The organism is Vibrio sabulosilitoris (genome assembly GCF_055391395.1).
On sequence record NZ_AP029599.1, the window covers coordinates 2,576,832 to 2,600,714 of the forward strand.

Here is a 23,883-nt window from a genome sequence, read left to right on the forward strand (position 1 = left end):
GGTCCTATTTGTTTTGAATACGATGTCTTATTCTGAGCTGTTCTGTCAGAGCAACTTTTCGTTTCTTACTGGCGCATCACACCCCGAGGAGCTAGTCCTCCAAGCGGCAAAGCTCGGCTACGAGGCGATCGCCATCACTGATGAGTGTTCTGTGGCGGGCGTGGTGCGCGCTCACAGCGCCATCAAGCAGTATCAGCTGCCAATTAAACAAATCGTTGGCAGCATGTTTTGGCTTAATCAAGAGTGCCAAGTGGTGCTGCTGTGCCCTAATCGTCAGGCCTATGCGGAACTCTGTCGGATCATCACCAATGCGCGCCGCCGCGCCGAAAAAGGCGAGTATCAACTCTCGGAGTGGGATCTGATGAGTCTCAAGTACTGCCTGATCATCTGGCTGCCTCGTCATCACTCTCGCGATCAACACTGGGCAAAATGGCTCCACCAGCGCCACGCTCAGCGTCTCTGGCTCGGTGTGATCCGCCACCTTAAGCACGATGAGACCCAATATATCGAACACTGTGAACAGCTTGCCGCCGAGTGGCAACTGCCCATCACCGCCTGTGGTGGCGTGCTCTATCATGAGGCTAGTCGTCAGCCACTGCAGCACACCCTTACTGCCATCAAGCATGGCTGCGCGGTGGATCAGCTTGGGCACAACTTGACTCCCAATAGCGAGCAAGCCCTGCGCAGCTACGATAAGCTCACCCGCCTTTACCGCAATGAGTGGCTCCAGCAAGCTCAGCATATTGCTCAGCGCTGCGACTTTCGCTTAGACAGACTCAAATACGAATATCCTAGTGAGTTGGTTCCGGATGGTTTGACGGCAATGACTCACCTAAGACAACTGGTTGAGTACGGCAAGCAATTACGCTTCCCTGAAGGCATACCTGCAACGATTAATGCCACGATTGATAAAGAGCTCGAGCTTATTGAGGAGCTCGACTACCCCTATTACTTTCTCACCATTCATGACTTAGTGATGTTTGCCAAGCAGCAAGGTATCCTTTATCAAGGGCGCGGCTCAGCCGCCAATTCGGTAGTGTGCTATTGTCTTGAAATCACCTCGGTCGACCCACGTCAGATCTCGGTGCTGTTCGAGCGCTTTATCAGTAAAGAGCGTAATGAGCCGCCCGATATTGATGTCGACTTTGAGCATCAACGCCGCGAAGAAGTGATCCAGTACATCTATCAAAAATACGGTCGCGCGCGTGCGGCGCTGGCGGCCACAGTGATCTCCTATCGATTTAAAAGCGCAGTGCGAGATGTTGGTAAAGCACTTGGGATCAACGAAACCCAGCTAGACTACTTTATCAAGAACGTGGATCGCCGCGATCGCAAATCAGGCTGGCAAGCACAAATTATCCAGCTTGGCCTTGACCCTAAAAGCCTCAAGGGTGAGCAGTTTATTCGTTTGGTTAACGAGATATTGGGCTTTCCTCGTCACCTTTCTCAACACGTGGGAGGCTTTGTGATCTCGTCAGGTCCACTGTACGAGTTGGTTGCGGTCGAAAATGCTGCCATGCACGAGCGCACCGTGATCCAGTGGGATAAGGATGATCTGGAAAGCTTGGGGCTGCTCAAGGTCGACGTGCTCGCGTTAGGCATGCTCACCGCCATCCGCAAATGCTTTACGCTAGTCGAAAAGCACTATGGCACCACACTCAGTATTGCCGATATTACCCGTCGGCATGACGACCCTGGCGTGTATTCCATGATCCAGAAAGCCGATACCGTGGGCGTATTCCAGATCGAATCGCGCGCGCAAATGAGCATGCTACCCAGACTCAAGCCCCGTTGTTATTACGATCTGGTGATCCAGATCGCCATCGTCCGCCCAGGTCCTATTCAGGGCGACATGGTTCACCCTTTTCTTAAAAGACGCAATGGGCTCGAGCCTGTCACCTACCCTTCAGAGGAGGTCAAATCGGTGCTGTCTCGAACCATGGGCGTGCCTATCTTTCAAGAGCAGGTGATCAAGCTGGCGATGGTGGCGGCTGGGTTTAGTGGCGGTGAGGCGGACCAACTGCGCCGGGCGATGGCGGCTTGGAAGAAAAATGGCGATCTGGCAAAGTTTGAGCAAAAGCTGATTGATGGCATGAAGGCGCGCGGCTATCAGGAAACCTTTGCCCGTCAACTGTTTCAGCAAATCTGCGGCTTTGGTGAATACGGCTTCCCGGAAAGCCACTCGGCCTCATTTGCCGTGCTCGCCTACTGCTCTGCATGGCTAAAATTTCACTACCCGAGTGCGTTTTACACCTCGCTACTCAATAGCCTACCCATGGGGTTTTACAGTGCCTCTCAATTGCTACAAGATGCTAAGCGTCACGGTATTAAGGTACTTCCCGCTTGCGTCAATCAATCCACTTATGACCATCGCCTCGATAACCAACACCTTGAAAATACAGGCCCTACTGGCGCGATTCGCCTTGGTCTAAGGATCATCAAAGGGCTCAGCGCGGAAGGGGCTGAGCTCGTGGTTTCACAGCGTCCCAGTAAAGGGTATCAGCATACCCGTCAACTCAAGCATATTGGCCTCAGCCAAAAGGATCTCAATGCCCTCGCCTCGGCCAACGCCATGCAAAGCTTTGCTCAGCATCGCTACGCTACCCGCTGGCAGATGATGGATAACCTCTCTGATCTGCCTTTGTTTGCTAACCTAGATGAGCATGATGAGCTATTGCCATCCTCCCCATCTGAGATGGAAGATGTGATTGAAGATTACAGCGTGACCGGGCTTTCGCTTGGCAAACACCCCATCACCCTGCTGGATGAAGCGCGCCTACTGCCAAGGTTCACCCGTATGACGGAGCTTATCCAGCGCGAACACAAGTCTTTAGTCAGCGTGGTCGGTATCGTCACTGGTAAGCAATCGCCAGGTACCGCTGGAGGCGTGACGTTTTTCACCCTAGAGGACGATACCGGCAATATCAATGTCGTGGTGTGGAAAGCCACCGCACAAGCACAGAAGCAAGCCTATCTCACGGCGAAAGTGCTGATGGTCAAAGGTATCTTGGAGCGTGAGGGCGAAGTCACCCACATCATTGCCGGGCGTTTGATTGACCTAAGCGACCGATTAGGCAAACTCGATAGTCCATCACGTGAGTTCCATTAAGTCCTGCTATTATCGCCTTAACCTGTCAGGCAACGGCTACACAGACGTAGATATATCCATCCTTCGATAGACAGCGCCTAGCAAATCGTTATATAAAGGCTGACTTTTCTAATTTGTGGTTATTTATGAATAAAGCCTTTGTTGTTCGCGCTCGCGCCGCTTCGACTGACCCAAAAACCTTTGTTGCGGGCGTTGGTGCTGATGCGCATTCTGAAATCCTTGCTCATGTATTGATGAATGCGATTTTCACCGCTCAGTCTCATCGTGACGATGTTACCGTCTATCTTGTGATTGAGAGTACCTCGGATTTCTCGCGTACTATTCATTTTGAATCCTCAGAGCTGCGCGATATTGGTGGCTTTCATGAATCGGCATTGATTGCTCTAATTACCAAAGCGTTGGAGCACTCTGTCGGAATGAAGAAAGAGGAATCCCGCAATGTCAGTGGCGGCTTGAGTGTTGAAACCATCAGTTTTGAAAGATTAGTCCAGCGCCTAGCAGAAGACTACACGCTCTATTTACTGGATAAAAAAGGGACTGACATTCGTGACGAACCCTTTGAAGGTAACGCCTGCTTTATCTTGACTGACCATATCCCAATGCCAAAAAAGAGCTGGAATAGCTTAAAGCGTTTAGGCACGCAGAAGATCAGCCTCGGACCACAAATGCTGTTTGCATCTCAGTGTGTCGTGCTGATTCATAATGAGTTTGATCGTCGAGGGTAGCTCTATACCCAAGCGACCTCAAAATGCAGACTTCAGAGCCTGTATATTGGCTCCCTTCGGGCGAGTTTACTTGGCTGGCCGCCCGCGACTCGCAGCCGGCGTTGGTCACTCTCGATTTAGAACCAGTAGGTAAGCTGAATTTATTCTCCTGTCGTAAATCTATTGCCGTTATTAATGAGCACTTCATCACTCAAAAGTACCCTATTATGAATTGGAAGACATTTTGGTGACGAACAAGGGAAAGTGACGGGTACAGATTAGCGTGTCTTCTTTACAGTAATCAAACCAGCTTTAAGCCCTCACTTCCACCCACACTGGCCAAATTCTAATAGTGACAACTATCCTGCCAGAGGGGGTCTGGGCTATACCATTATTGAAGTAGCCTAGACGATGGACGTAGTTAGTCGGTTAATGAAGGTAGGAAACTTGAGGGCAGCTGATTAATTCAGATGCCCGTTTTATAGCTACAACACGAAGCTATATTTGAGTATTATCTTGGGAGGCTTCCTACTGTGCTGGAGCGTGCAGCTCACCTTTGCGCTCAATTAAGCCTTCTTCAATTTGTAACATCATTGTGTCCCTTAGTGGATAGAACAGCATGATAATTACCTTCAAAAACGCAAGAAAAGCAGGTATTAAACTGAAACATAGTAATATACCCATTTTAGACTGCTCATCTTGTATCGTATTTGCCTCAAAACCGTAGGCTGCAAGAATCCAACCTGCAAATGCACCACCTAAAGCTAGACCAAGTTTCAAACCAAACAGCGCTGCAGAGAAAATTACGCCAGTATTTCTATGATGGTTTTTATACTCCCCATAGTCAGCTGTATCTGCGTACATCGACCACTGTAACACCGGAATAAAACCTACAGCAATACCATTAATTGCCTGCAAAACAAATAGTAACATGAGGCTCTCATCTTTGATAAAATAGAAGCTTGTCATGATTGCACAATTGACAAGAGCAGCGAGTATGCACAGCGTACGCTTATCAATGTGGCCACTAAGAAACTTAGGTAGAGCAGCACCCAAAATACTGAATAATAAACCTGTGGTTAAAAATAGTGTTGATATATCAAATGGCCCTAAGACTGCGCTTCCATCATCCCCTATCCAATATTTAAAGAAATGAAGGGTAACAGCCCCATTTATTGTAAAGTAGACGCCGTGCACTATATATGAAACAGTAAGGAGCTGCCAAGGTTTGTTTTTTATCAAGCTAGTAAAGTCTTTTTTCAAAGTAGGTGTCTGTTGTAATGAAGGTTTTACTCGCTCTTTACAGAAAAGAAATGTACACCAAAAAAGTATGACGGATATTATAGCAAATAGTGCCATTGTCAGTCTGAAACCCTCAGCTTCATTTTCAGCGCCTAAGAAAGAAACAAGGGGACGAATAAGAATAGTTAACAGTAGCCCTCCGGAGAAAGCTCCCACAAAACGATAGCCTGATAATGAAGTTCGCTCGTAAGTGGAAGGTGTCATGACTCCAGATAAAGATGCATATGGTATGTTTATTGCCGTAAAGGCTAACATCATTAGTGAATAAGTTACGAATACATAAACTGTTTTACCTTGCTCACTGAAATCCGGATTCAGAAACATTATGTAGCCACATATACCATATGGTATAGCCATGAATAACATATATGGTCTATAACTTCCCCATTTACTTTTAGTCCTGTCAGCTATTGCACCCATTGCGGGATCAGTAATCATATCGAGTAGTCTAGATACTAAAAACACAGTACCTACGACTCCAGCAGATAAACCTACCGAATCGGTATAATAGTAGAACAGGAAAAATTGAAAAAACTTGAAGAAAAAGTTTGTGGCTACGTCACCTGCAGCATACGCTATTTTCTCACCTGTAGATAAATAAGTCTTACTTTTAGCATTCATATTATTACGAACCTCTATTCGCTCATTATAAAGAACTAAAACTCAATTAGATATTGAAATTCATACACCCCTGGTAGAACGTTATACTGCTCTAGAACATCAGGACCACAGGCTGCATTTCCAAGCCCTCGTTGCTTGTGGTCTATATTAACAATAATTTGATCTCGTGGTTTCAGATCTATCGTATGTTTAGCGAGCTCTAAATCACTTTCGGTATAATTGCTAACAGACATATTTAACGGTGTTGGGAATGAGAACTTAATTAAATTTTCACTAGAATCAGACAGCGAGAACCAACGAACATCAGTATGATTACCGTGTGATTGCGGAAGGATATATGGTACATATTGCTCTGATACTAAGCTTCTAAATCGACTTATCCAGTTACCGGACTTTCGATCTGGATATGATTCATGCGGACCATTCCCATACCACTCAAGATTTTTCAACTCACCATCAAACATCATACTTATGCCAACTCTTGGGAGGTCAACAATCGATTCATCGATCTTAATTAAATTATTAACTAAAATTGTCTGGTCTTTTAGGAAGGTCCATGTAGTCGTTTGCTGTATAGTGCTTTCTGTGTTTAGACTTACATTATGATCCACAAGTATTTTGTGTATCCCATCCTCAAACGTTTGGTTAATATTAATCAAGCGTGGTTCAATATTATTTAACCCTAGCTGTCTCCATCTAGCTAGTGGCTTTGGCCGAGTTTCTTTCTTGAGCCTCAATCCATCATTATCAACAGGACATCGCCAAAGATTTAAGGTGGGTGGCTCAACTAATAACTCTGATTGACCTTTTAGCCACGACTTCCACAAGCCTGTCTCTAAATCCATGGTTAAACATAGATCTCCTGATTGAAACTCTCCTGCCCGTTCAGAAAAGAAGTTATTATTACTTTTTGAAGAAGAAATTTGTTTGATAGACCCACTTGTAAGTTGATGTTGCTCCCAACCTATCTCATGATTCACTTCACACCATGTGCGAGATGCATCTGTTAAGACACTAAAACGAATATGTGCTTCTTTATCAGTCGAAAGGACTTTTTCATACAATGATCTTGGGATAGAGTAAGATATTGATTGCCTTGGCTCTATTTCTATTTTTATATCTTGACTGCGTGCGATCTCTATCCCATCTGACTCAATAACCCAGTTAAACTTCAACCAACTTGTGGTAGTAAAATACTGTTTATTTTTTATTGTGAACTTACAGACATCACTAGGTGATTGGTTTATTGATAAAGGTTGAGCCAACTTCTTAAACTCCAATAAACCAGAATGTGGCGTCCTATCGGGCCATACTAACCCATCGATTACGAAGTTAATGTCATTTGGGTAATCATCAAAATCTCCCCCATACCCCCAATATTCTCTGCCATCCTCACCTGATTTCAAAATACCATGGTCAATCCATTCCCATATGAATCCTCCCTGTAATCCTGGTAAAGTTTCAAATAGCTCAAAGTACTCCCTCAAGTTCCCATTTGCATTTCCCATCGCATGGCAGTATTCACAGGGTATACAAGGTCTGTGATCACTATGTTCTTCAGAGAATTTTCTTAATTTGTCAAGTGTAGGGTACATTGGACCAATTATATCTGTTGCCAAAAAATGATCTGGCCTATGGGATCTTGATTCATTATATTGTGTATCAAAGTTATCATCCCAATGCATATCTCTAGTTGCACCCTCGTAATGCAAAACACGAGAGTTATCATACTTACGAATCCATGCAGCTAGGGCATCATGATTTGTTCCATAACCCGCTTCATTTCCAAGAGACCATGAGATAATAGAAGGATGATTTTTATCTCTTTGAACCATTCTCATACCGCGGTCCAGCCAAGCCATTGCATATCTCGGTTCATCACAAAGGTTCATTCGGAACGCATGAGTTTCAAGATCAGTTTCATCAATGACATACAGACCATGCTTATCGCATAGCTCATAAAAGTAGCTATCATTTGGATAATGAGCGCACCTTACTGCGTTGACGTTATGACGTTTCATAGTCAACACATCTAACTCCATAGTTTCTCGTGGCAGCGCTTTACCCTCAGTATCATGATGATCATGACGATTAACACCGTTAATAATAACCCTCTGATTATTTATGAGCAGCGAACGATCTTTAACTTCAACCTTTCTAAAGCCAATCTTTTGACCTACCGTTTCAACTACATCGCCGTTATGATCTAAAAGCTCTACAATCAAAGAGTATAAGTTAGGGGTTTCATGACTCCACAAGTTTGGGTTCTCTAACTCCCTATTAGTATCAATTTGCCACCAACCTTCTCTCTCTATGTATGTTTTTGATTTGAAGTCTGTTATCCAGTCATCTGAGAAAACACTTTTGCATTTATTATCAAATAGTGACGCTCTTATTTTCCATTCTCCATACGGAATTTCTGGGAAACTTAGCCTGACTTTCAATGATATATCAGCCCTACTCATTTCTTCATTTAATACAGGCTGTACAAACAAGTCTTCGATATTCACTCTGGGTGTCGTTCTAATAAATACCTCTCTAAATATCCCAGCCATCCACCAATGGTCTTGATCTTCTATAAATGAAGCATCAGACCATTGTACAACCATTACCGCTAGAGTATTCCTTCCTTTTTTTATTGCACTATCAATATTAAACTCAGCCGGAAGTCGAGAGCATTTGCTTAATCCAATAAACGAACCATTAAGCCATAGAGCTAGCACACTTTCACAGCCACCTAAATGTAACATGAATTTTTTGTCATCTAGTATTTCATTGATCTCAAATGTCGTATAGTAAAGTCCTGTTGGATTAGTATCGGGGACATTTGGAGGGAAGTGTGGAAAAGGCATTTGTACATTTGTATAGTGAGGTTTCCCATATCCTTTCATAGTCCAATTTGATGGTACATCAATTTGTGCCCACCCTGAGAATTCAAAGTCTTCATTACCAAAACCGTCTGGTGCTTCGTTTGGGCTATCAATATAATGAAAGAACCATTTTCCATTGAGCGACATAAAATTTTGTGAGTAATTTTGATCATTGTCTAATGCAGAACTAATCGAATCATAAGAGATAATTCTGGGTCGGGACGCTAATCGATGGATATTAACCAATTCTGGAGCTTTCCAAAAATTGTCAGGTAGATTATTAGGTAGTGGCATTTCCCTTCCTCTTCTTTTTTGATAAAAAACTGTAACTATAAAAGACGAAATTACTTTGAAGTCATATACGTGTCTCTGATATCACCTTACGTCGAGCAGCAGATTGGTATTTCTCCAACAATAATAAATTTATTATCCATACTGTTTTTATTTGATCTCAGGCATCCAAAAATGCACATCAATATTGATATGACTTATGAAAATTTCACACTGGGAAATTTAGCACCTAGCACCACGTATAGTTCTGGCTTTGTTCAGCTAGCAAATCACCATACCCCAAAATAAGAACGTTACCGTGCCTCTTAACCCACTCAGTAGCTCACTTTGTAACCATGTTATGAGTAAAGTTCCGCTTATGCAAGCGCTTGCAACATCTTTAGCTCTATTTAGCTTAATACTTGTGATCTAGTGTCGATTTCTCTGTTGCAAGCGCTTGCAATTGATTCATTGAACTTCACTTGGAGCTGGGTTGAAGTCGTTAGCTGACCACTCCTACCCTTTATATTTAGCTTTCGAACAATTTGGAATGCTAAATTAATCTGCCTTTTTCTGTACCTAGAGTAGTTTTCTTTGCAGTATTAATAGATAATTGACCTTATCGGTTCATCAAAGGCGAGAGTCATAATTGGTAACTTTAAAAGATGTAGCTAAAATAGCTGGTGTTTCTACATCAACTGTTTCCAGAGTCATGAGTGGCAAAAACGTCGTGTCCAACTCCGCGAAGGAGCGTGTAGAAAAAGCAGTAGTGCAGACTGGCTACATTCCTAACCAAAACGCTCAAGCATTGGCAAAGAAAGATGCCAGATGTGTTGGTGTAGTTACACCTGACCTTTCTATAGCATTTTTTGGAACTTTGGCGGCCGGTGTAATTGATGCTGCTGTCAGCTTGGGAGTTACCGTCGACATTTGCAGTGCAAATAGTGATAATCTAAGCAACTTGAAAGCTGTAGACACATTGCGAAGACGGGGGTTTAAAAACATCATTCTTGACGATGTCCATAGCAAAGAGAGCGAAATAGTCGAACTTGCTAAACATATTCCCGGCCTAGTCATAATTAATCGTTTCATACCACAAATTGCTGAGCGCTGTATTTGTGTTGATAATGTAACAGGAGGCTATATCGCCGCCAGTCATTTGCTGAGCAAAGGACATCGAAGAATAGCGTTTCTTACTAGCTCTTCTAAGATTACTGACCCCATTGATAGAATTCATGGTGCAAAGACTGCAATGAGCAAGTATGGGCTGGACATAGATGATGGTTTAATTTTCGAGAACGAGCCGACAATTGCAGGCGGTCGATATTGTGTTTCGGAGCTCCTATCAGAAGACAAGGCTATTACAGCAATTATTGCATACAACGATGAAATGGCCGTTGGTGCTATGAATGAACTACAAGATCGAGGGATATCCATACCGCGGGAATTCTCAATCGTAGGCTTTGATAACCTTGCTTTCTCAAATATCTGCAGACCTAGTTTGACGACGATGCACTACCCTATCCGAGAAATGGCAGGTTATGCTTTAAACCTCTCTTTAGAGTTAACGGATGGGGAATCAGATCTGATGAGTAAATCCCACAAGTTTGTTCCCAAGATAATTGAGCGTAATTCTGTCATTGAAATTTAGCCTTGGCTGCATATCAACCAAAGATCTGATTAACACTATCAATGCATCAACTACCCAGATAACCACAAGGTTGTTAGATTGATATTCTGCCCAGAGTTGCCCTGCGTGGTGTGTAACACGTGTGATCACCAGGCGGTTTTATCCTACCTTGGTCACCACACAACTTTCCATTTGCTCAACTTTCCATTTGCCCAACTATCCATAGAAAGTGTTGCGACTGAATTAGCATACCTGTTTGAGTAACCTATGTAGCTTTAACAAAAGTAAAGCATGTTCTTTGAGGGTTCAAAATCTCAGTTTACAGCCGATATTGTCAGCTAAGACATTGATAGCAGGACCACAGTAGCACAAGCAAGTACAATAAATATGGATCTATAATTCACCTTTTAGCGCTCTATCAGTTCAGCCAACTGTCCTAAACAACCCTTATCCAACACCGGATGAGGATCAACACTGGTAATTAGCACAATATCCACCGCCGGTAGCGGTGGCATATTATCGAGAATAGTCAGGTCCTCACTGACACTCACCTGCCCCATGGCACCTATGGCCATTTTTGAGCGCACAATAGCCCGTTGTGCTGATGCAGTGTTACAGCAGGCAACGAGTTGATACGGCACTCCCCGTTTGGCCAGGCCATCAATGGCCGCAGCATGGTATTTACAATCCGTTTGAAACAGTGCCAGTGGCAACGGTTTGTCTGTATTGGGCAGGAAATCTGGGTGACTGATCCAAACCCCTCTATCACGTGAAATCCAGTAGCCCTCCTCACTATCGGGCGCGCGAGTGACAATCGCAGCATCCAACTGACCTTCGTCCAGTTTTGCTCTTAGAACCACACTCGGCTCACTGTACACTTGAATCGAACACATTGGCTCGGCTTGTCGCACAAGCTCGATAAACCTTGGCAAGATGGTGTCGTTATAATCCTCTGGGCAACCTATGCGCAACGGGCGTTTATTCTCATAGCGCTTCACATTCTTAAGTGCTTGGTTGTGCAAACTCACCAACTGCTCGGCGTGCGAATGCAGAGCCAATCCCGCCTCGCTTAGAGTCAGGTTGCGGCCACGTTTCTCAAACAAACTCACCCCCAGCTCATCTTCAAGCTTGCGCATCTGAGCACTAAACGCTGATTGGGTGCGATTGATTTGTTTAGCGGCACGGGTAAAACTGCCGGTTTCAATAAACGCTAAAAAGCTGCGCAATGCATCAATGTCCATCCTGAGTGGTATCCATCGCTTTTATTAATGTGTGCCATCAAAACTATCCGTTAGTCGCGATAAACACAATAGGCTAACTTGTTTGGCAGATAAACAATCAAATTCAAAGAGATGGAGATTCACATGCAACTGTTTATTGGCAATCAAAATTACTCTAGCTGGTCACTTAGAGCGTGGCTAATTTTTTCCCACTATCAACTCGATGTTCAGGTCACCAAACTCAAACTGTTTACGCCCGAGTTCTATACTGCCCTCAAAGACGTTACACCCAGCGCTAAAGTGCCGACGCTTGTCGACAACACTGTCACAGTATGGGACTCGCTGGCGATTTTAGAGTACGTGAACGAGCAATATTTGCAGGGCAAAGCCTGGCCAAGTGACCCTGGTGAGCGAGCTAAAGCTCGCGCTGTTGCCGCCGAAATGCACTCGAGCTTTTTTGCGCTGCGAGACGAGCTGCCAATGAACATCCGTGCCCATAGACAGGTTAAACTGAGTGAAGATGCGCAAAAAGATATCGCTCGTATAGATGCACTGTGGTCGGAGCAAGCCAAATCTCACCCAAATGGTTGGTTATTTGGTGAATGGTCAATCGCAGATGCTATGTATGCACCAGTTGCGCTGCGCTTTGAAACCTACGGCATAGCGCTTTCACCAGATGCAAAAGCCTATCAAAGCCGTGTTCTAGCCAGTAAGGCGCTGCAGCCGTGGCTAGCCCAAGCTAAGGAAGAGCATGACGTGGTCATCGAAGATGAAGCTGGTGAATCGGTCTGATCTCAAACTACGACATAATTTCGTCCACTCAGTTAATTACCGAATGTCGTTTCATTCACTGTTGATAGGCGACAAGTCAGCAACGCTGCCAGCCCCACTCCTGCTGTGGGGCTAAGAAATGCACAAGGCTAATTTTAGCGTTGGCACTCAGCCGGTGAAATTACGGTTAGTTTGCGAGCTCTGGTTGCAAAGTAATCGCTCATGTAACGTGACAAACCTTCATCAAGCTTATCCTCAACAAAACGATCAATCACAAAACCGGCGTTTACCTGACCGCCGATGATTTGCTCCATCGTATGGCTAAACTCGATCGCTTTTTTATCCGCGATAAACTGGCGTTGTTCATCCTCATTAAGCTCATCCATTGAATTAAATGGTAGGCGATTTGCGACCTGGAAGATTCCCTGATCCCACAGGTCGGCATCAAACAGATAAATTGAAGGGTGAGGCGCGGCAAGCATAAAGCATCCCTCAGGTTTAAGTACACGAAAACACTCTTGATATAGAGTCATCAACTCAGGGATATAAGTAATCGACACTGGGCATAAAACAATATCAAAAAGCTCCGATGAAAATCGCGACAAGTCCCGCATATCCCCTTGCTCAGTTTGGATAGATAGTCCATAGAGTTCTGCACTTTTAATATCCGCTGCCAGTTGGCCTGCAGAGAGGTCCATAACCGTAACATTGGCTCCCATTGCCGCAAGTAAAGGGCCTTGCTGACCGCCGCCCCCTGCCAGACAAAGGACATTCAATCCCCTCATATCACTCGGGAACCACTCTCGCTCAATCGGGCGTTTTAGGCCAAGATGAAGCTCGAAATTACCCTCTTTCGCACGTTCAATCGCATCAGCGTCCACCGCAAGTGTCCAACTTACCCCTTGCTCAACATAGTGATCCCATGCTCTCTCGTTATGTTCGACACTGTAAGGTGCCTTACTACGAGTAATTTTACTTTTGTCGTTCATATATAAATTTGTTATTACTGACTTCCTCGCGAGGCGTTATAACACGGCTGTCGACAAAAAAAAGTTCATATTTGCTAAAAATACCCAACCGTCACACAACATAATCAACATGACGTACTATTTACCCTATATCTTCTCGATTGTATTAACCTGGGTTATTGGTCAAATAAGCACCTTTTATGAGGCTTTGGCCAAAAAAAGTCGTTATTTGATACGCTTGGTTGGTGCGAGGCTATCGACTAACAGGACACCGATTTGGAAAAAGTCGTCCTTAGAGCAGGTATCTGCGGCGAAATTGGTAGTACCGGTTGAGAAAGAGTAAGCACCATTCAAATCACCCGTTATCACAACCTATACCTGGCTGCATGTTAAATTAAAATAGTGGTTAATAGACAAATATTGACGGAGTCTTTCTATCTAAGACTTTAATAATCAAGTAGTGGCGTCATAGGATCTGATTAATAGGCACGGCAATTATCACCCACATTATACGTGGCACAAAAAAATATAGCCTGTATAAATACAGGCTATAAAGCGATTCCTAGTGATTGACTAAACCAACACTACAGTGCAGCGTTATCAAACTGCATAATCGCTTGTGCTACCGCTTGTGTCTGCTCTGGGGTATAAGTCAAACCCAGTTTTGTTCTTCTCATTAGGACATCCTCGGCTTGATAAGCAAACTCGTTATCGATCAAGTATCCTAACTCAAGTTCATAAAACCCAGGTGCAATTTGGCTGCCCATATCCTCAAGGCTATTGACGCTGCTGAGTAAAACATGCACCTCACTGCCATATTGTGCAGCGAATCGGCTTCTTAGTTCAGGGGCTAACCATGGGAAACCCACTGCCAACTCTCGCTCTAGATCATCGATAGAGTCTATTTCCCCGCCGGGCAATACACTTTGTCGTGTCCATTTCGGTCCCATTGAAGGAAAGCACGGGCTGAGCTTGTCTAGGGCCGCTTCGGCTAACTTTCTGTAGGTGGTCAGCTTGCCACCAAAGACGGACAACAGCGTAGGTTGTCCCTGTTGCTGCTCAAGCTCGAGTGTATAGTCACGAGTAATCGCCTGAGGAGAAGATGACTCATCCTCACATAACGGTCTGACACCACTGTAGCTGCTAATGATATCTTGCTTGCTAATACCGTTAACAAAATGCTGATTGACAACATCAATCAGGTAATCCGTTTCTTGCTCACTGATCGCACAATCACGGGGGTCACCACTGTACTCTACATCCGTGGTCCCTATGATAGAGTAGCGATCGAGGTAAGGGATCACAAACACGATCCGTTGGTCTTGGTTTTGCAGAATGTACGCCTGCTCTTGGGCGTGGATCTTCGGCACTATGATGTGTGAGCCCTTGACCAGTCGTATGCGACGTGGTGATTGTCGCTGCATTGTACCTTTAATGAACGACTCTACCCATGGCCCTGCAGCATTGACTAACGCTCGTGAGGTATAAACATGAGTCTCTCCACTGCGCTTATCCAGCACCGACACCTGCCATAATTCACCCGTTTGCTCAACACTAATGACTTCATGGTAGTTAAACACACTGGCACCCCTTCGCTGCGCATCAAGCACATTGGCTAAAACCAGTCGTGCATCGTCTACCCAGCAATCAGAGTATTCAAACCCTTTTTTTATCCCGCTCACAAACAAACCGCTTTCGGTCAGATCTACAGCTCGTGTAGCGGGTAGTGTATTTCTGGCAGCCAGCATGTCGTACAAAAATAGCCCGGCACGGATCATCCAGGCTGGACGCAAAAATGGTCTATGGGGTAAGCGAAAACGCATCGGTTTAGTAATATGTCGCGCCTTATTCAGCACGACTTCTCGCTCAGCAAGTGCCTCTGAAACTAAACGAAACTCGTAGTGTTCAAGGTATCTTAATCCACCGTGGATGAGCTTAGAGCTGGTGCTGGAGGTCGCGCTGGCAAAATCCTGCGCCTCGAAAAGCGCAACATCCAACCCACGGCCAGCTGCATCAGCAGCAATCCCAGCGCCATTAATTCCACCACCGACGATAATCAGGTCCAATATCTTATCTTGTTGTGCCATAAATCTAACTTTTTTTATCTGTATTAAGACAACGATCTTTACTAAGACAAACAGAGCGAAGCGCCTAGTCTATCAAATTGCCATCTTGGTCAAAGAAAGGAAAAGGGCCTTCACTATCGTTGATATAACTGATGTGTGAGACGACAGATTCAGCCTCGAGTGTCAGCAGTTGAATAGCGCATGGCTCCAATGAAAACGACGAAGGAGCGCTCGGGTCAAGGTCAAGCGTGACCGAGTGACTATGAGATGGCCCAACCCAAACCGGGATCCCATGCCAAAGTGCACTAACCGGACGGTGAAGGTGCCCAGCACAAATACCGCTGATATTGTTGTGCTGAGACAGCACTTGGTAAAGTTCATCGGCATTGGTGAGGTTTTGCACATCCATATGATTCAGCCCCACTTGCATTGGAGGGTGATGAAGAAACAGCATCACTGGTTGTGCTTGATGTTCAGTCAAGGTGTCATCTAACCAAGTCAGCGTCTGCTCTGACAGATGGCCATAAGGTTGACCGATAACCGATGAATCCAAGCCAACAAGCACATGATCGTCATGTTGAACAACAAAGTTACAAAAATCCGGGTGGTCAAATTCAGCCAGACCCTCAAGGCCTTGACGTAAGTTGTCTCTATGATCGTGGTTACCCGGCACAATGAGCAGCGGCATATGAAACTTAAGCAGTTCCTGCTTGATCACCTGATACTCTTCTGGGCTACCAAAATCACCAAGATCGCCAGTGATCACCGCATAATCCGGCTGCGGTTTGAGATTATTGATATGGCGAATCGCTTTGCGCAGACAAGCCAGTGTGTCCACTTTTTGGTAAGCAGGTCTTCCACCCTGCTTGATATGTAAGTCGGTTAACTGAGCAATGAGCATAATTTTATTTCTTTAATGGGATCAGTCTAGAGGGTTCAAAGGTCAGGCTCACAACCTGCCCTGGTCGATACTCCATTCGCTCAAAACAGTCCACCATCACATGGCTCGCATTCTGTACGCCGGATAACATCACACGCGTTCTATCGCCAAGGAAAACGCTACTCACCACCGTCGCAGTGAGCGCTTTTGGGTCATTGGTAATGTCTGTCAGTTGAATATCTTCTGGCCTTAGCATTACGTTAAGCGCTCGATTATCTGCAATCAGGTTAGCAGGCAGTGATAAGAATTTACCCGTGTCAAGTTGCAGCGAATCACCAACAACCTCTCCCTCAAAGCGATTCATTTGACCGATGAAATCCGCCACAAAGCGACTACTCGGCTGCAGATAAATCTCGCGCGCACTGCCAATCTGAGCGATCTCACCATGGTCGAGCACCGCAATGCGATCGCCCATCGCCATCGCCTCCTCCTGATCGTGTGTCACATACACAGCCGTGATACCCAGATTTTTCAATAGAGAACGAATATCCCCACGTAGGCGCTGTTTGAGAAGCGCATCCAAAGCAGATAACGGCTCGTCTAGCAGCAAAACATCTGGTTCGGTAATGATTGCACGCGCAAGTGCAACACGCTGACGCTGACCACCAGAGAGTTGGTGGACCCCTCGTTTGGCGTATTTCTCTAGATCAAACATCTTAAGCATCTGCTGCAACTTTTGCTCGCGCACCGAGGCATCAACACCACGCACCTTAAGGCCATAGGTGATATTGTCACTCACGTTCATGTTGGGGAACAAGGCGTAAGACTGAAAGACCATCCCCACTTTGCGCTGCTCGATCGGCAGGCTCGTCACGCTACGTCCACCGAATGCAATCTCACCGCCGTTTTCATCGGCAAACTCAAGTCCGGCAATCAGGCGCAAAGTGGTGGTTTTCCCACAACCCGAGGGACCCAGCAGGACTAAGATTTCCCCGGCTTCAATGGTTAAATCGGTTGGCTTGAGTGCCAATGTGCCATCAGAGAAGGTTTTGGTAATATTGTTGAGCGTAATTTCTACGCCATTATGTTGTTCTAACATTCTATATATCTTAGCTATTTGTAACTGGCTTGCGGTTAAGTAACTGCGCTAACACCAGCAGCGGTAAAATGAGACAAAGGAAAATCAGCGTATAAGCTGAGCTTATTTCTAGGCGCATCGAGGCATAAGAATCTGCCAGTCCAACCGGCAAGGTTTTGGTTAGTGGGGTATGCAGCATCCAAGTGAGATTAAATTCTCCAATGGATAGCGTCAGCGTCATCAACATCCCAGCAACTATGCCTGCTTTGCAGTTGGGCACAATCACGTCGAAGAAACGTTGCCAAAAACTGGCACCCAAACTGGCTGCGCCCTCTTCAAGAACGCGAAAATTAATGCTCTGTAATACTGCTAATACCGACTTGACCATAAATGGTAGGGTAAAGATCACGTGACCCACGAGGATAAACAACCAACTAGCACGAAAGTCACTGTAGCCGCCATACGCTAAGATCAGGCCCAACGAGATCGCCATACCGGGAATCGCAATTGGCAGGGTTAAGATCTCATCAAACAGCTGTGCCCAGTGACTCTTGCTCTGCGCAAGTACGTAAGCACAAGGCACACCGACAATCACGTTAATCACGGTAGTCGCAAGGGCAATTTGTAACGTCAGCCAAATGGTCTCAGAATACAGCGACCAAACTTGCTCTACCCAGAGTAAGGTGAAGCCACTCTTCATACCAACGAAGTAGTTGTTCGTTAAACCAGCCAGAACCGACATGATCACTGGCACAATCAAGAAAGCGCACACCAATAAGGTAAACAGCAGTTGAATATAGAAATACTGGTCTTTTTTCATCATTATCCCCCCATTGCCATGGTTGACTCGCCCTGACGCTTGGCCAGCGCCAAACACAGCCAGGTCACGAACCCGAGGATCAGACTTAACGCTGCTGCCATGGCGAAATTGGCGTTGAGTGTAAACTCGGTATAAATGGTCATGGGTAATACATTAATATTGGTCGCTAGGGTAAATGCGGTGCCAAATGCCCCCATCGAGGTCGCAAAACAGATCGAGCCAGATGAGATTAAACCAGGCTTGAGTGCAGGGAGCGTGACATCCTTAAAGATTTGCCATCGGTTTGCCCCCAGAGAACGTCCAGCCTCGAGCAGGTTATGGTCTAACTTTTCAGCTGCACCCATTACGGTCAGCACCACGCGTGGAATCGAAAAATACAGATAGCCCAAGAACAGCCCCGCCATTGAGTAGGCAAACATCCAACGTTCCCCCGCCAACAACAAGCCAGCTTGTGCAAACAGTCCCTGTCGCCCGGCTAACATGATGACGAAAAAGCCAATGACCACACCAGGAAACGCCAATGGAAAGCTCAGCATGGCAACTAATAAGGCTTTACCCTTGAACTCATACCGCGTTAAAAATAGCCCCGAAACTGTTGCAATAGCTAAACTGGCTAGGGTGACTAAGATTGATAACATGACGGTTGAGAATAGGCTCTTGAGGTACATTGGGCGAGTGACAATATGCCAATAACTCACTGCCCCGCCATCGACAAGTGACACTTGTACCAATTGCACGACTGGAAGCAGAAAAAACGCACAACTGATGATCAGTGCTGGCAACACAAGCCAAAGTGATAGTTTATTTTTTTTCATAATGCTTATGGTGGGCACACGTCCCACCACCTAAAAGAGACGATACGAACTAGTTCACTTCACGCAGATAACGCTCAGCAAAAGCTGCTTGGTTTTCAGACATCTTGGCAAAGTCCACCGAGCCTGCTCGCTGATACTCTGATTCCGGCAAGAACTTGGCCTTAGCCTCTTCGTCCATCACACCATCAATCACAGGACGAAGGTAAGCATTCGCCCATACTTGCTGACCTTTTTCCGACAATACAAAGTCTAAGATCTTGTTGGCGTTGTCAGGGTTGGGAGAGTTTTTCACCTTGCTCATTACATACGGCACCGCAATCGTGCCCTCTTGAGGAATGACAAATTCAACATTAGAAAAATCGTCATACTTGGCTCGGTAGGCGTTAAAATCGTAATCAAGCAAGATTGGGATCTCACCCGAAATCACTCTTGCGTAGCTGGTCTGCTTTGGCACAATCGGGCGGTTTTTACTCAGTTTGTTGAAGTACTCAATCGCAGGCGTGAAGTCGTCAATATTTCCACCCATCGCTTGGTTAATCGCAACAGCACTGGCATAACCAACAAAAGCGCTGGTTGGATCAAGATAGCCGATCATCCCGCGGTACTCAGGCTTAAGCAAATCATCCCAGCTTTGCGGCACATCCGCACCATCTAGCGCATCGACATTAACGAAAAAACCGATCGTACCAGAGTGAATCGCAAACCAATTGCCTTGTGGGTCTTTCATTCCCTCAGGAATTAACTCCCAGTTAGCTGGTTTGTAAGCCTCTACCACATCCTGGTCGGTGGCGTTGATACCAAAAGAGACGCCGTAGTACACCACATCCGCTACCGGGTTATTCTTTTCTGCCACTAACTGCGACAAAGATTGTCCCGAGTTTTTGTTGTCCATCGGGACACGAATACCCAGCTCTTTATTGATCAATTGCAGCTGACCGCCCCAGTTTGCCCACTCTGGAGGACAGTTGTAGCAAATCGCATCCGAAGCTTGAGCTTGAAAGGATGCACAAGCGAGACCCAATAGTGTCGCGGCAGTTTTCTTGAATTTTGAACGTGCTTTAACAGCCATTTTTACTCTCCAATAATAAACGCTTCGTTCATGTTTTGTTTGGGGGCTACACCGAGTGAGCCATTCATTTGTATTTTGTATTCCAAAGCAATACTGGTGGTTAACCTTGCTCCCGCTTTGGAATTGAATAAGATATCCACCGCCACTTGGCCCATTTTCAAATGGGGTATAGCCACAGTGGCTAAGCTTGGCGTTACCAGTTGACCTAAGCTCATGCCATCAAAGCCGATGATAGACACATCACCCGGGACAGATAAACCTAGGTCTTGCAGCGCATTCAGGGCTTTCAATGCCAGCAAGTCGTTGCTGCAAAACCACACTGTCGGGGCGTTCTCACTACCAAGGGTGCGCCGCTGATTCTCACCAAAGCTATCGAGTTTATTTTGCTCGACTTCCAGCAAGCACCCTAGGGTGATGCCATGTTCACTCAAACCATCAACAAAGCCCTGATAGCGGCGTTTGGCCCGATCAGAGGTCCGAAACCGTCCGGTGATCATCCCCACGTGACGATGGCCCAGTTCAACAACCTGATTAGCAACATCTTTACCCGCCTGATAGTTATCAACATACACACAAGGCTCGCCTTCCAAGGCTTGGTTGTGCAGTAAGCAATAAGGAAACCTAAAGTCGCGCACTACCTCGAGCGCTCGGTTTTCTGATGCATCTGCAATGGTCAAAACCACGCCTGCGACGCGTTGCCGAACTAAATCAGCTACCGCCTGCTGCTCTTGATCGCAGGCATATTGGGTATCTATTACCAGGGTTGAATAACCAAAATGTCTGGCTCGTTGTTGTATTCCAGCCACGATTTCCGAAAACACCGGATTCAACAAGCTTGGGATGATGACACCAATGGTCGGATTTTTGTTTAGTTCTACCCTTTCTGAGTAACGGGCCGGGCTGTATCCGGTGAGTGAAATCACTCGCTCAATCTTTCTGCCGGTATCAGTAGCAACAGCATCTGAACGGTTGAGATATCTCGATACGGTTGCTGCTGACACACCCGCCAGTTCCGCGACATCTTTAATGTTCATCCGCTCTCCTTCAGTGGTCGAGGGTAAGACTAGGTGAGGTCGATGACACTTTTATTAAGCAAATCTGTCACTTTTGCGACTTTTGCCTACACATACAAACACGTTAATGACATTTAACAACAAAGAAGCTCATGAAACGCAATCGTTTCATTGTTAATTACTCATTTTAAGTTCTGCAAAATTTATCGGTAAAAAAGAAGAAAACACATTATCTCCAGGCTCTCTAGCATTAGCTTAGATACCGAGCGGTCAATTTGAGGGAATGGTTCACACCTATATATAGGCAAACGGCAAGAAGGAGCCCTAACTCAGGAGCTGAATACCTTTCAGTACTCGACACGCTAAGAAACCGTCACAACAATGTAATTAAATTACAATTGATGATTTTGACATCAAAAAAGTGTATTTTTTTGTGATCTAGGTCTTGCTTTGGCGTATTTTTGGAGTATTATATAACCATACTGAAAGTTAATTACAAAACGGGAAGATTATTATGATTAATGAATATGCAGGTCTATATTACGTAGCACTAACAGCAAAAGAACAACTAAACCAAGAACTTGCAGAGACTAGCTTAAATAAGCCAGCGAAGAATCAGCGCCGCAAGCCAAGCCGCTTTGCAAGCCTTCTGAAGCGCAAAGCCAAGTAATGGCATAAACCACCGCAAGAATTGAAAGTAAATTACCAAAAGGACAAAGTTATGATTAACGAATACGCAGGTCTATATTACATCGCATTCAGTGCAAAACAGCAGCTAAACCAAGAGCTTACTGAGTCAAACTTCAATAAGCCGTACAAAAGCCAACGCCGTAAACCAAGCCGTTTCGCAAGCCTTCTGAAGCGCAAAGCCAAGTAACTAACACTAACCTACCGCCACTCTGAAAATTGATATAAGGAAACAAACTATGATTATTAACGAATACTCAGGCCTATATTACCTCGCATTCAGTTCACGCGAACAGCTTAGCCAAGATATCGCGGAAGCCAACATGGATAAGCCAAGTAAGCGTCAACGCCGCAAGCCAAGTCGTTTTGCAAGCCTTGTAAAGCGCAAAGCAAAGTAATTAATAAACATTTGTCATTACCACTAACCTTAACGTAAGGAAGATAATTATGGTAGTTAACGAGCACGTCGGTCTTTACTTCATCAGCCTCATTGCCAAAGAGCAACTAAGTCAGGATATTGCTGAGACTAATGTCAATAAGCCGAGTAAAAGTCAGCGTCGTAAACCAAGCCGCTTTGCAAGCCTAGTTAAACGCAAAGCGAAATAATTGGACCTAATTTGTCAAACCCATTCAACAAAACGCGAGGAAGATAATTATGGTAGTTAACGAACACATCGGTCTTTACTTCGTCAGCCTCATTGCCAAGGAACAGCTAAACCGAGATATTCCTGAAGTCGACATCAATAAGCCGAGCAAGAGTCAGCGCCGCAAACCAAGCCGTTTTGCAAGCTTGGTAAAACGTAAAGCCAAATAATCAACTGCTGCAACGCATTACCGCTCTAATACTTGTCACACCGTAAACCTATATGACACTGTGTAAGTTATTTTCACAGAAGTCATGTATGTTTATAGGTTGTTCTCCGTGAGTATTTAAGCCCCACTCAGTACCAACTTCAATTCAAGTTCATCTACTTTCGAGCGCCTCTTCTCACCAAAGTGCTCTCAACACCAACTCTATTTGATATTTCATACAATTGCTTGTCTGTTAATTTCAGCCCATTTGGGCACCTCTCTCAAGGCTCTTAATTTGCAGAATATCGCCTACCAAGGTACTTCCCCCTTTGCTATAACGTTCCCTGCTAACTCTACCTCCAAACGCAAATCATATCGTACTGGCTTGCATGAGTAATAATTAACCACTATTATGACCCATAACATCAAATGAACCATTTCATCAGTGGGTTTAGACTATGGCTAATCACCTTGGATACATCCGTCTATCACCTAAAATTGAAGATATCGATCAACGCCTTGATGCTTTCCGACAGGCGTCATCATCGGTTGAGCTATTCATCGAGAGAGGCATTCGCGGTAACGTACCACTCGGCGAAAGGCCGCAGTACTGCGCCATGCGTAGCCATCTTCAATCAGGCGACCACCTGTTTATTTGGTGGATAGATGAGCTTGGCTGTGAATTTGATACATGCCTGATGCACCTTAAATCACTATTGGTAGCCGGTGTCACGGTGCGAACCTTGTCACGCTCACTGACATTCAAACAAAACGATCCCGTGACTGATGCTCTATTGACTCTAATCGAGGGTTACGCGCACTCTCACCATCACCGACGTATGGTTGCCGCTGAAATGGGGCGCAGAGCCCTCAAAGAGACCCCAGAGATCTGGAAGTCAAAGTTTCGTGGGCGTAAGAGAGACGATGAAAAGCATCAACAGGTCGCCAAGGCGCTCTTCGAGGGCAAGACACTACAAGCCGTTGCCGATGAAACGGGTGTAAGCATCTCGACGGTCAAGAGAATTAAAGCCAAGATCAAGCAAAATGATGAGCTTGGTCAACTTCGCTGCCGGGCTCACCGGCAAGGTACACAATCGACAGGTTGATGCTCACAACTTATGGGTATCGCATCAAGCGTTCACTACCACTTGATATCGTCTCAACGGTGTTTTTCTCACCAACTTTGACCAAGATAAAT

The 23,883-nt window shown here is 45.4% G+C and carries 22 protein-coding genes; 10 read left to right on the forward strand and 12 right to left on the reverse strand.

Features of this window, described 5'->3' with window-relative positions:
* Window positions 1-22: 22 nt before the first annotated feature.
* Both ACZ5R2_RS12155 and trmY read left to right on the forward strand, forming a co-directional pair.
* Window positions 23-3,109 carry an error-prone DNA polymerase gene (locus tag ACZ5R2_RS12155; protein WP_464899641.1) on the forward strand — a complete coding sequence of 1,029 codons (3,087 nt, stop codon included), beginning with the start codon at window positions 23-25 and terminating at the stop codon, window positions 3,107-3,109.
* 125 nt (window positions 3,110-3,234) lie between these two features.
* On the forward strand, window positions 3,235-3,834 hold the full coding sequence (gene trmY, locus ACZ5R2_RS12160) for a tRNA (pseudouridine(54)-N(1))-methyltransferase TrmY (protein WP_464899642.1): 600 nt from the start codon (window positions 3,235-3,237) through the stop codon (window positions 3,832-3,834).
* Window positions 3,835-4,341: 507 nt separating this feature from the next.
* On the opposite strand, the gene ACZ5R2_RS12165 is transcribed toward trmY, so the two are convergent.
* Entirely contained in the window at window positions 4,342-5,736 is a 1,395-nt protein-coding gene (locus ACZ5R2_RS12165) for an MFS transporter (protein ID WP_464899643.1), read from the reverse strand.
* 35 nt (window positions 5,737-5,771) lie between these two features.
* The gene (locus tag ACZ5R2_RS12170) at window positions 5,772-8,900 is read right to left on the reverse strand and encodes a glycoside hydrolase family 2 TIM barrel-domain containing protein (protein ID WP_464899644.1); all 3,129 of its coding nucleotides are present in this window, start codon (window positions 8,898-8,900) and stop codon (window positions 5,772-5,774) included.
* A 625-nt stretch (window positions 8,901-9,525) separates the two neighbouring features.
* On the opposite strand from ACZ5R2_RS12170, the gene ACZ5R2_RS12175 reads away from it, so the two are divergent.
* Window positions 9,526-10,527, forward strand: a complete 1,002-nt coding sequence (locus ACZ5R2_RS12175; RefSeq protein WP_464899645.1) for a LacI family DNA-binding transcriptional regulator — start codon at window positions 9,526-9,528, stop codon at window positions 10,525-10,527.
* 386 nt (window positions 10,528-10,913) lie between these two features.
* On the opposite strand, the gene ACZ5R2_RS12180 is transcribed toward ACZ5R2_RS12175, so the two are convergent.
* On the reverse strand, window positions 10,914-11,747 hold the full coding sequence (locus ACZ5R2_RS12180; protein WP_464899646.1) for a LysR family transcriptional regulator: 834 nt from the start codon (window positions 11,745-11,747) through the stop codon (window positions 10,914-10,916).
* A gap of 123 nt (window positions 11,748-11,870) precedes the next feature.
* Here ACZ5R2_RS12180 and ACZ5R2_RS12185 point away from each other — a divergent pair, with 123 nt between their 5' ends.
* The gene (locus ACZ5R2_RS12185; protein WP_464899647.1) at window positions 11,871-12,518 is read left to right on the forward strand and encodes a glutathione S-transferase family protein; all 648 of its coding nucleotides are present in this window, start codon (window positions 11,871-11,873) and stop codon (window positions 12,516-12,518) included.
* A gap of 134 nt (window positions 12,519-12,652) precedes the next feature.
* Here ACZ5R2_RS12185 and ACZ5R2_RS12190 read toward each other — a convergent pair whose 3' ends face one another.
* The 9 genes from ACZ5R2_RS12190 to ACZ5R2_RS12230 all read right to left on the reverse strand — a co-directional run bounded on the left by ACZ5R2_RS12190 (window position 12,653) and on the right by ACZ5R2_RS12230 (window position 21,227).
* Window positions 12,653-13,486 (reverse strand): class I SAM-dependent methyltransferase, encoded by an 834-nt coding sequence (locus ACZ5R2_RS12190; RefSeq protein WP_464899648.1) that lies wholly within the window; start codon window positions 13,484-13,486, stop codon window positions 12,653-12,655.
* A 204-nt stretch (window positions 13,487-13,690) separates the two neighbouring features.
* Complete coding sequence (locus tag ACZ5R2_RS12195; protein WP_464899649.1) at window positions 13,691-13,834, reverse strand: hypothetical protein; 144 nt, start codon at window positions 13,832-13,834, stop codon at window positions 13,691-13,693.
* Between the two features lie 215 nt (window positions 13,835-14,049).
* On the reverse strand, window positions 14,050-15,552 hold the full coding sequence (glpD, locus tag ACZ5R2_RS12200) for a glycerol-3-phosphate dehydrogenase (RefSeq protein WP_464899650.1): 1,503 nt from the start codon (window positions 15,550-15,552) through the stop codon (window positions 14,050-14,052).
* A 64-nt stretch (window positions 15,553-15,616) separates the two neighbouring features.
* Complete coding sequence (locus ACZ5R2_RS12205) at window positions 15,617-16,432, reverse strand: phosphodiesterase (RefSeq protein WP_464899651.1); 816 nt, start codon at window positions 16,430-16,432, stop codon at window positions 15,617-15,619.
* 4 nt (window positions 16,433-16,436) lie between these two features.
* Window positions 16,437-17,510 carry an ABC transporter ATP-binding protein gene (locus ACZ5R2_RS12210; RefSeq protein ID WP_464899652.1) on the reverse strand — a complete coding sequence of 358 codons (1,074 nt, stop codon included), beginning with the start codon at window positions 17,508-17,510 and terminating at the stop codon, window positions 16,437-16,439.
* 10 nt (window positions 17,511-17,520) lie between these two features.
* Complete coding sequence (locus tag ACZ5R2_RS12215) at window positions 17,521-18,309, reverse strand: ABC transporter permease (protein ID WP_464902362.1); 789 nt, start codon at window positions 18,307-18,309, stop codon at window positions 17,521-17,523.
* Between the two features lie 2 nt (window positions 18,310-18,311).
* On the reverse strand, window positions 18,312-19,124 hold the full coding sequence (locus ACZ5R2_RS12220; RefSeq protein WP_464899653.1) for an ABC transporter permease: 813 nt from the start codon (window positions 19,122-19,124) through the stop codon (window positions 18,312-18,314).
* Between the two features lie 49 nt (window positions 19,125-19,173).
* Complete coding sequence (locus tag ACZ5R2_RS12225) at window positions 19,174-20,193, reverse strand: ABC transporter substrate-binding protein (protein WP_464899654.1); 1,020 nt, start codon at window positions 20,191-20,193, stop codon at window positions 19,174-19,176.
* A 2-nt stretch (window positions 20,194-20,195) separates the two neighbouring features.
* Entirely contained in the window at window positions 20,196-21,227 is a 1,032-nt protein-coding gene (locus tag ACZ5R2_RS12230; RefSeq protein WP_464899655.1) for a substrate-binding domain-containing protein, read from the reverse strand.
* 493 nt (window positions 21,228-21,720) lie between these two features.
* Between ACZ5R2_RS12230 and ACZ5R2_RS12235 the strand changes: the two genes are divergently transcribed.
* From ACZ5R2_RS12235 to ACZ5R2_RS12260, 6 genes are all read left to right on the forward strand, one after another.
* Window positions 21,721-21,876 carry a hypothetical protein gene (locus tag ACZ5R2_RS12235; protein WP_464899656.1) on the forward strand — a complete coding sequence of 52 codons (156 nt, stop codon included), beginning with the start codon at window positions 21,721-21,723 and terminating at the stop codon, window positions 21,874-21,876.
* A gap of 51 nt (window positions 21,877-21,927) precedes the next feature.
* Complete coding sequence (locus ACZ5R2_RS12240; protein ID WP_464899657.1) at window positions 21,928-22,083, forward strand: hypothetical protein; 156 nt, start codon at window positions 21,928-21,930, stop codon at window positions 22,081-22,083.
* Between the two features lie 49 nt (window positions 22,084-22,132).
* Window positions 22,133-22,291: a hypothetical protein gene (locus tag ACZ5R2_RS12245; RefSeq protein ID WP_464899658.1), complete on the forward strand. Its 159-nt coding sequence runs from the start codon at window positions 22,133-22,135 to the stop codon at window positions 22,289-22,291.
* 49 nt (window positions 22,292-22,340) lie between these two features.
* Window positions 22,341-22,499 (forward strand): hypothetical protein, encoded by a 159-nt coding sequence (locus tag ACZ5R2_RS12250; RefSeq protein WP_464899659.1) that lies wholly within the window; start codon window positions 22,341-22,343, stop codon window positions 22,497-22,499.
* 49 nt (window positions 22,500-22,548) lie between these two features.
* Window positions 22,549-22,707 (forward strand): hypothetical protein, encoded by a 159-nt coding sequence (locus tag ACZ5R2_RS12255; RefSeq protein WP_464899660.1) that lies wholly within the window; start codon window positions 22,549-22,551, stop codon window positions 22,705-22,707.
* A 436-nt stretch (window positions 22,708-23,143) separates the two neighbouring features.
* On the forward strand, window positions 23,144-23,791 hold the full coding sequence (locus tag ACZ5R2_RS12260) for a recombinase family protein (protein WP_464899661.1): 648 nt from the start codon (window positions 23,144-23,146) through the stop codon (window positions 23,789-23,791).
* Window positions 23,792-23,883 lie beyond the last annotated feature (92 nt).

What these genes read in the sequence shown, in the direction of transcription:
- ACZ5R2_RS12155 (WP_464899641.1), top strand. Translation starts at nt 23, where the DNA reads ATGTCTTATTCTGAGCTGTTCTGTCAGAGCAACTTTTCGTTTCTTACT.
- trmY (WP_464899642.1), top strand. Translation starts at nt 3,235, where the DNA reads ATGAATAAAGCCTTTGTTGTTCGCGCTCGCGCCGCTTCGACTGACCCA.
- ACZ5R2_RS12165 (WP_464899643.1), bottom strand. Translation starts at nt 5,736, where the DNA reads ATGAATGCTAAAAGTAAGACTTATTTATCTACAGGTGAGAAAATAGCG.
- ACZ5R2_RS12170 (WP_464899644.1), bottom strand. Translation starts at nt 8,900, where the DNA reads ATGCCACTACCTAATAATCTACCTGACAATTTTTGGAAAGCTCCAGAA.
- ACZ5R2_RS12180 (WP_464899646.1), bottom strand. Translation starts at nt 11,747, where the DNA reads ATGGACATTGATGCATTGCGCAGCTTTTTAGCGTTTATTGAAACCGGC.
- ACZ5R2_RS12185 (WP_464899647.1), top strand. Translation starts at nt 11,871, where the DNA reads ATGCAACTGTTTATTGGCAATCAAAATTACTCTAGCTGGTCACTTAGA.
- ACZ5R2_RS12190 (WP_464899648.1), bottom strand. Translation starts at nt 13,486, where the DNA reads ATGAACGACAAAAGTAAAATTACTCGTAGTAAGGCACCTTACAGTGTC.
- glpD (WP_464899650.1), bottom strand. Translation starts at nt 15,552, where the DNA reads ATGGCACAACAAGATAAGATATTGGACCTGATTATCGTCGGTGGTGGA.
- ACZ5R2_RS12205 (WP_464899651.1), bottom strand. Translation starts at nt 16,432, where the DNA reads ATGCTCATTGCTCAGTTAACCGACTTACATATCAAGCAGGGTGGAAGA.
- ACZ5R2_RS12210 (WP_464899652.1), bottom strand. Translation starts at nt 17,510, where the DNA reads ATGTTAGAACAACATAATGGCGTAGAAATTACGCTCAACAATATTACC.
- ACZ5R2_RS12215 (WP_464902362.1), bottom strand. Translation starts at nt 18,309, where the DNA reads ATGAAAAAAGACCAGTATTTCTATATTCAACTGCTGTTTACCTTATTG.
- ACZ5R2_RS12220 (WP_464899653.1), bottom strand. Translation starts at nt 19,124, where the DNA reads ATGAAAAAAAATAAACTATCACTTTGGCTTGTGTTGCCAGCACTGATC.
- ACZ5R2_RS12225 (WP_464899654.1), bottom strand. Translation starts at nt 20,193, where the DNA reads ATGGCTGTTAAAGCACGTTCAAAATTCAAGAAAACTGCCGCGACACTA.
- ACZ5R2_RS12230 (WP_464899655.1), bottom strand. Translation starts at nt 21,227, where the DNA reads ATGAACATTAAAGATGTCGCGGAACTGGCGGGTGTGTCAGCAGCAACC.
- ACZ5R2_RS12235 (WP_464899656.1), top strand. Translation starts at nt 21,721, where the DNA reads ATGATTAATGAATATGCAGGTCTATATTACGTAGCACTAACAGCAAAA.
- ACZ5R2_RS12240 (WP_464899657.1), top strand. Translation starts at nt 21,928, where the DNA reads ATGATTAACGAATACGCAGGTCTATATTACATCGCATTCAGTGCAAAA.
- ACZ5R2_RS12245 (WP_464899658.1), top strand. Translation starts at nt 22,133, where the DNA reads ATGATTATTAACGAATACTCAGGCCTATATTACCTCGCATTCAGTTCA.
- ACZ5R2_RS12250 (WP_464899659.1), top strand. Translation starts at nt 22,341, where the DNA reads ATGGTAGTTAACGAGCACGTCGGTCTTTACTTCATCAGCCTCATTGCC.
- ACZ5R2_RS12255 (WP_464899660.1), top strand. Translation starts at nt 22,549, where the DNA reads ATGGTAGTTAACGAACACATCGGTCTTTACTTCGTCAGCCTCATTGCC.
- ACZ5R2_RS12260 (WP_464899661.1), top strand. Translation starts at nt 23,144, where the DNA reads ATGGCTAATCACCTTGGATACATCCGTCTATCACCTAAAATTGAAGAT.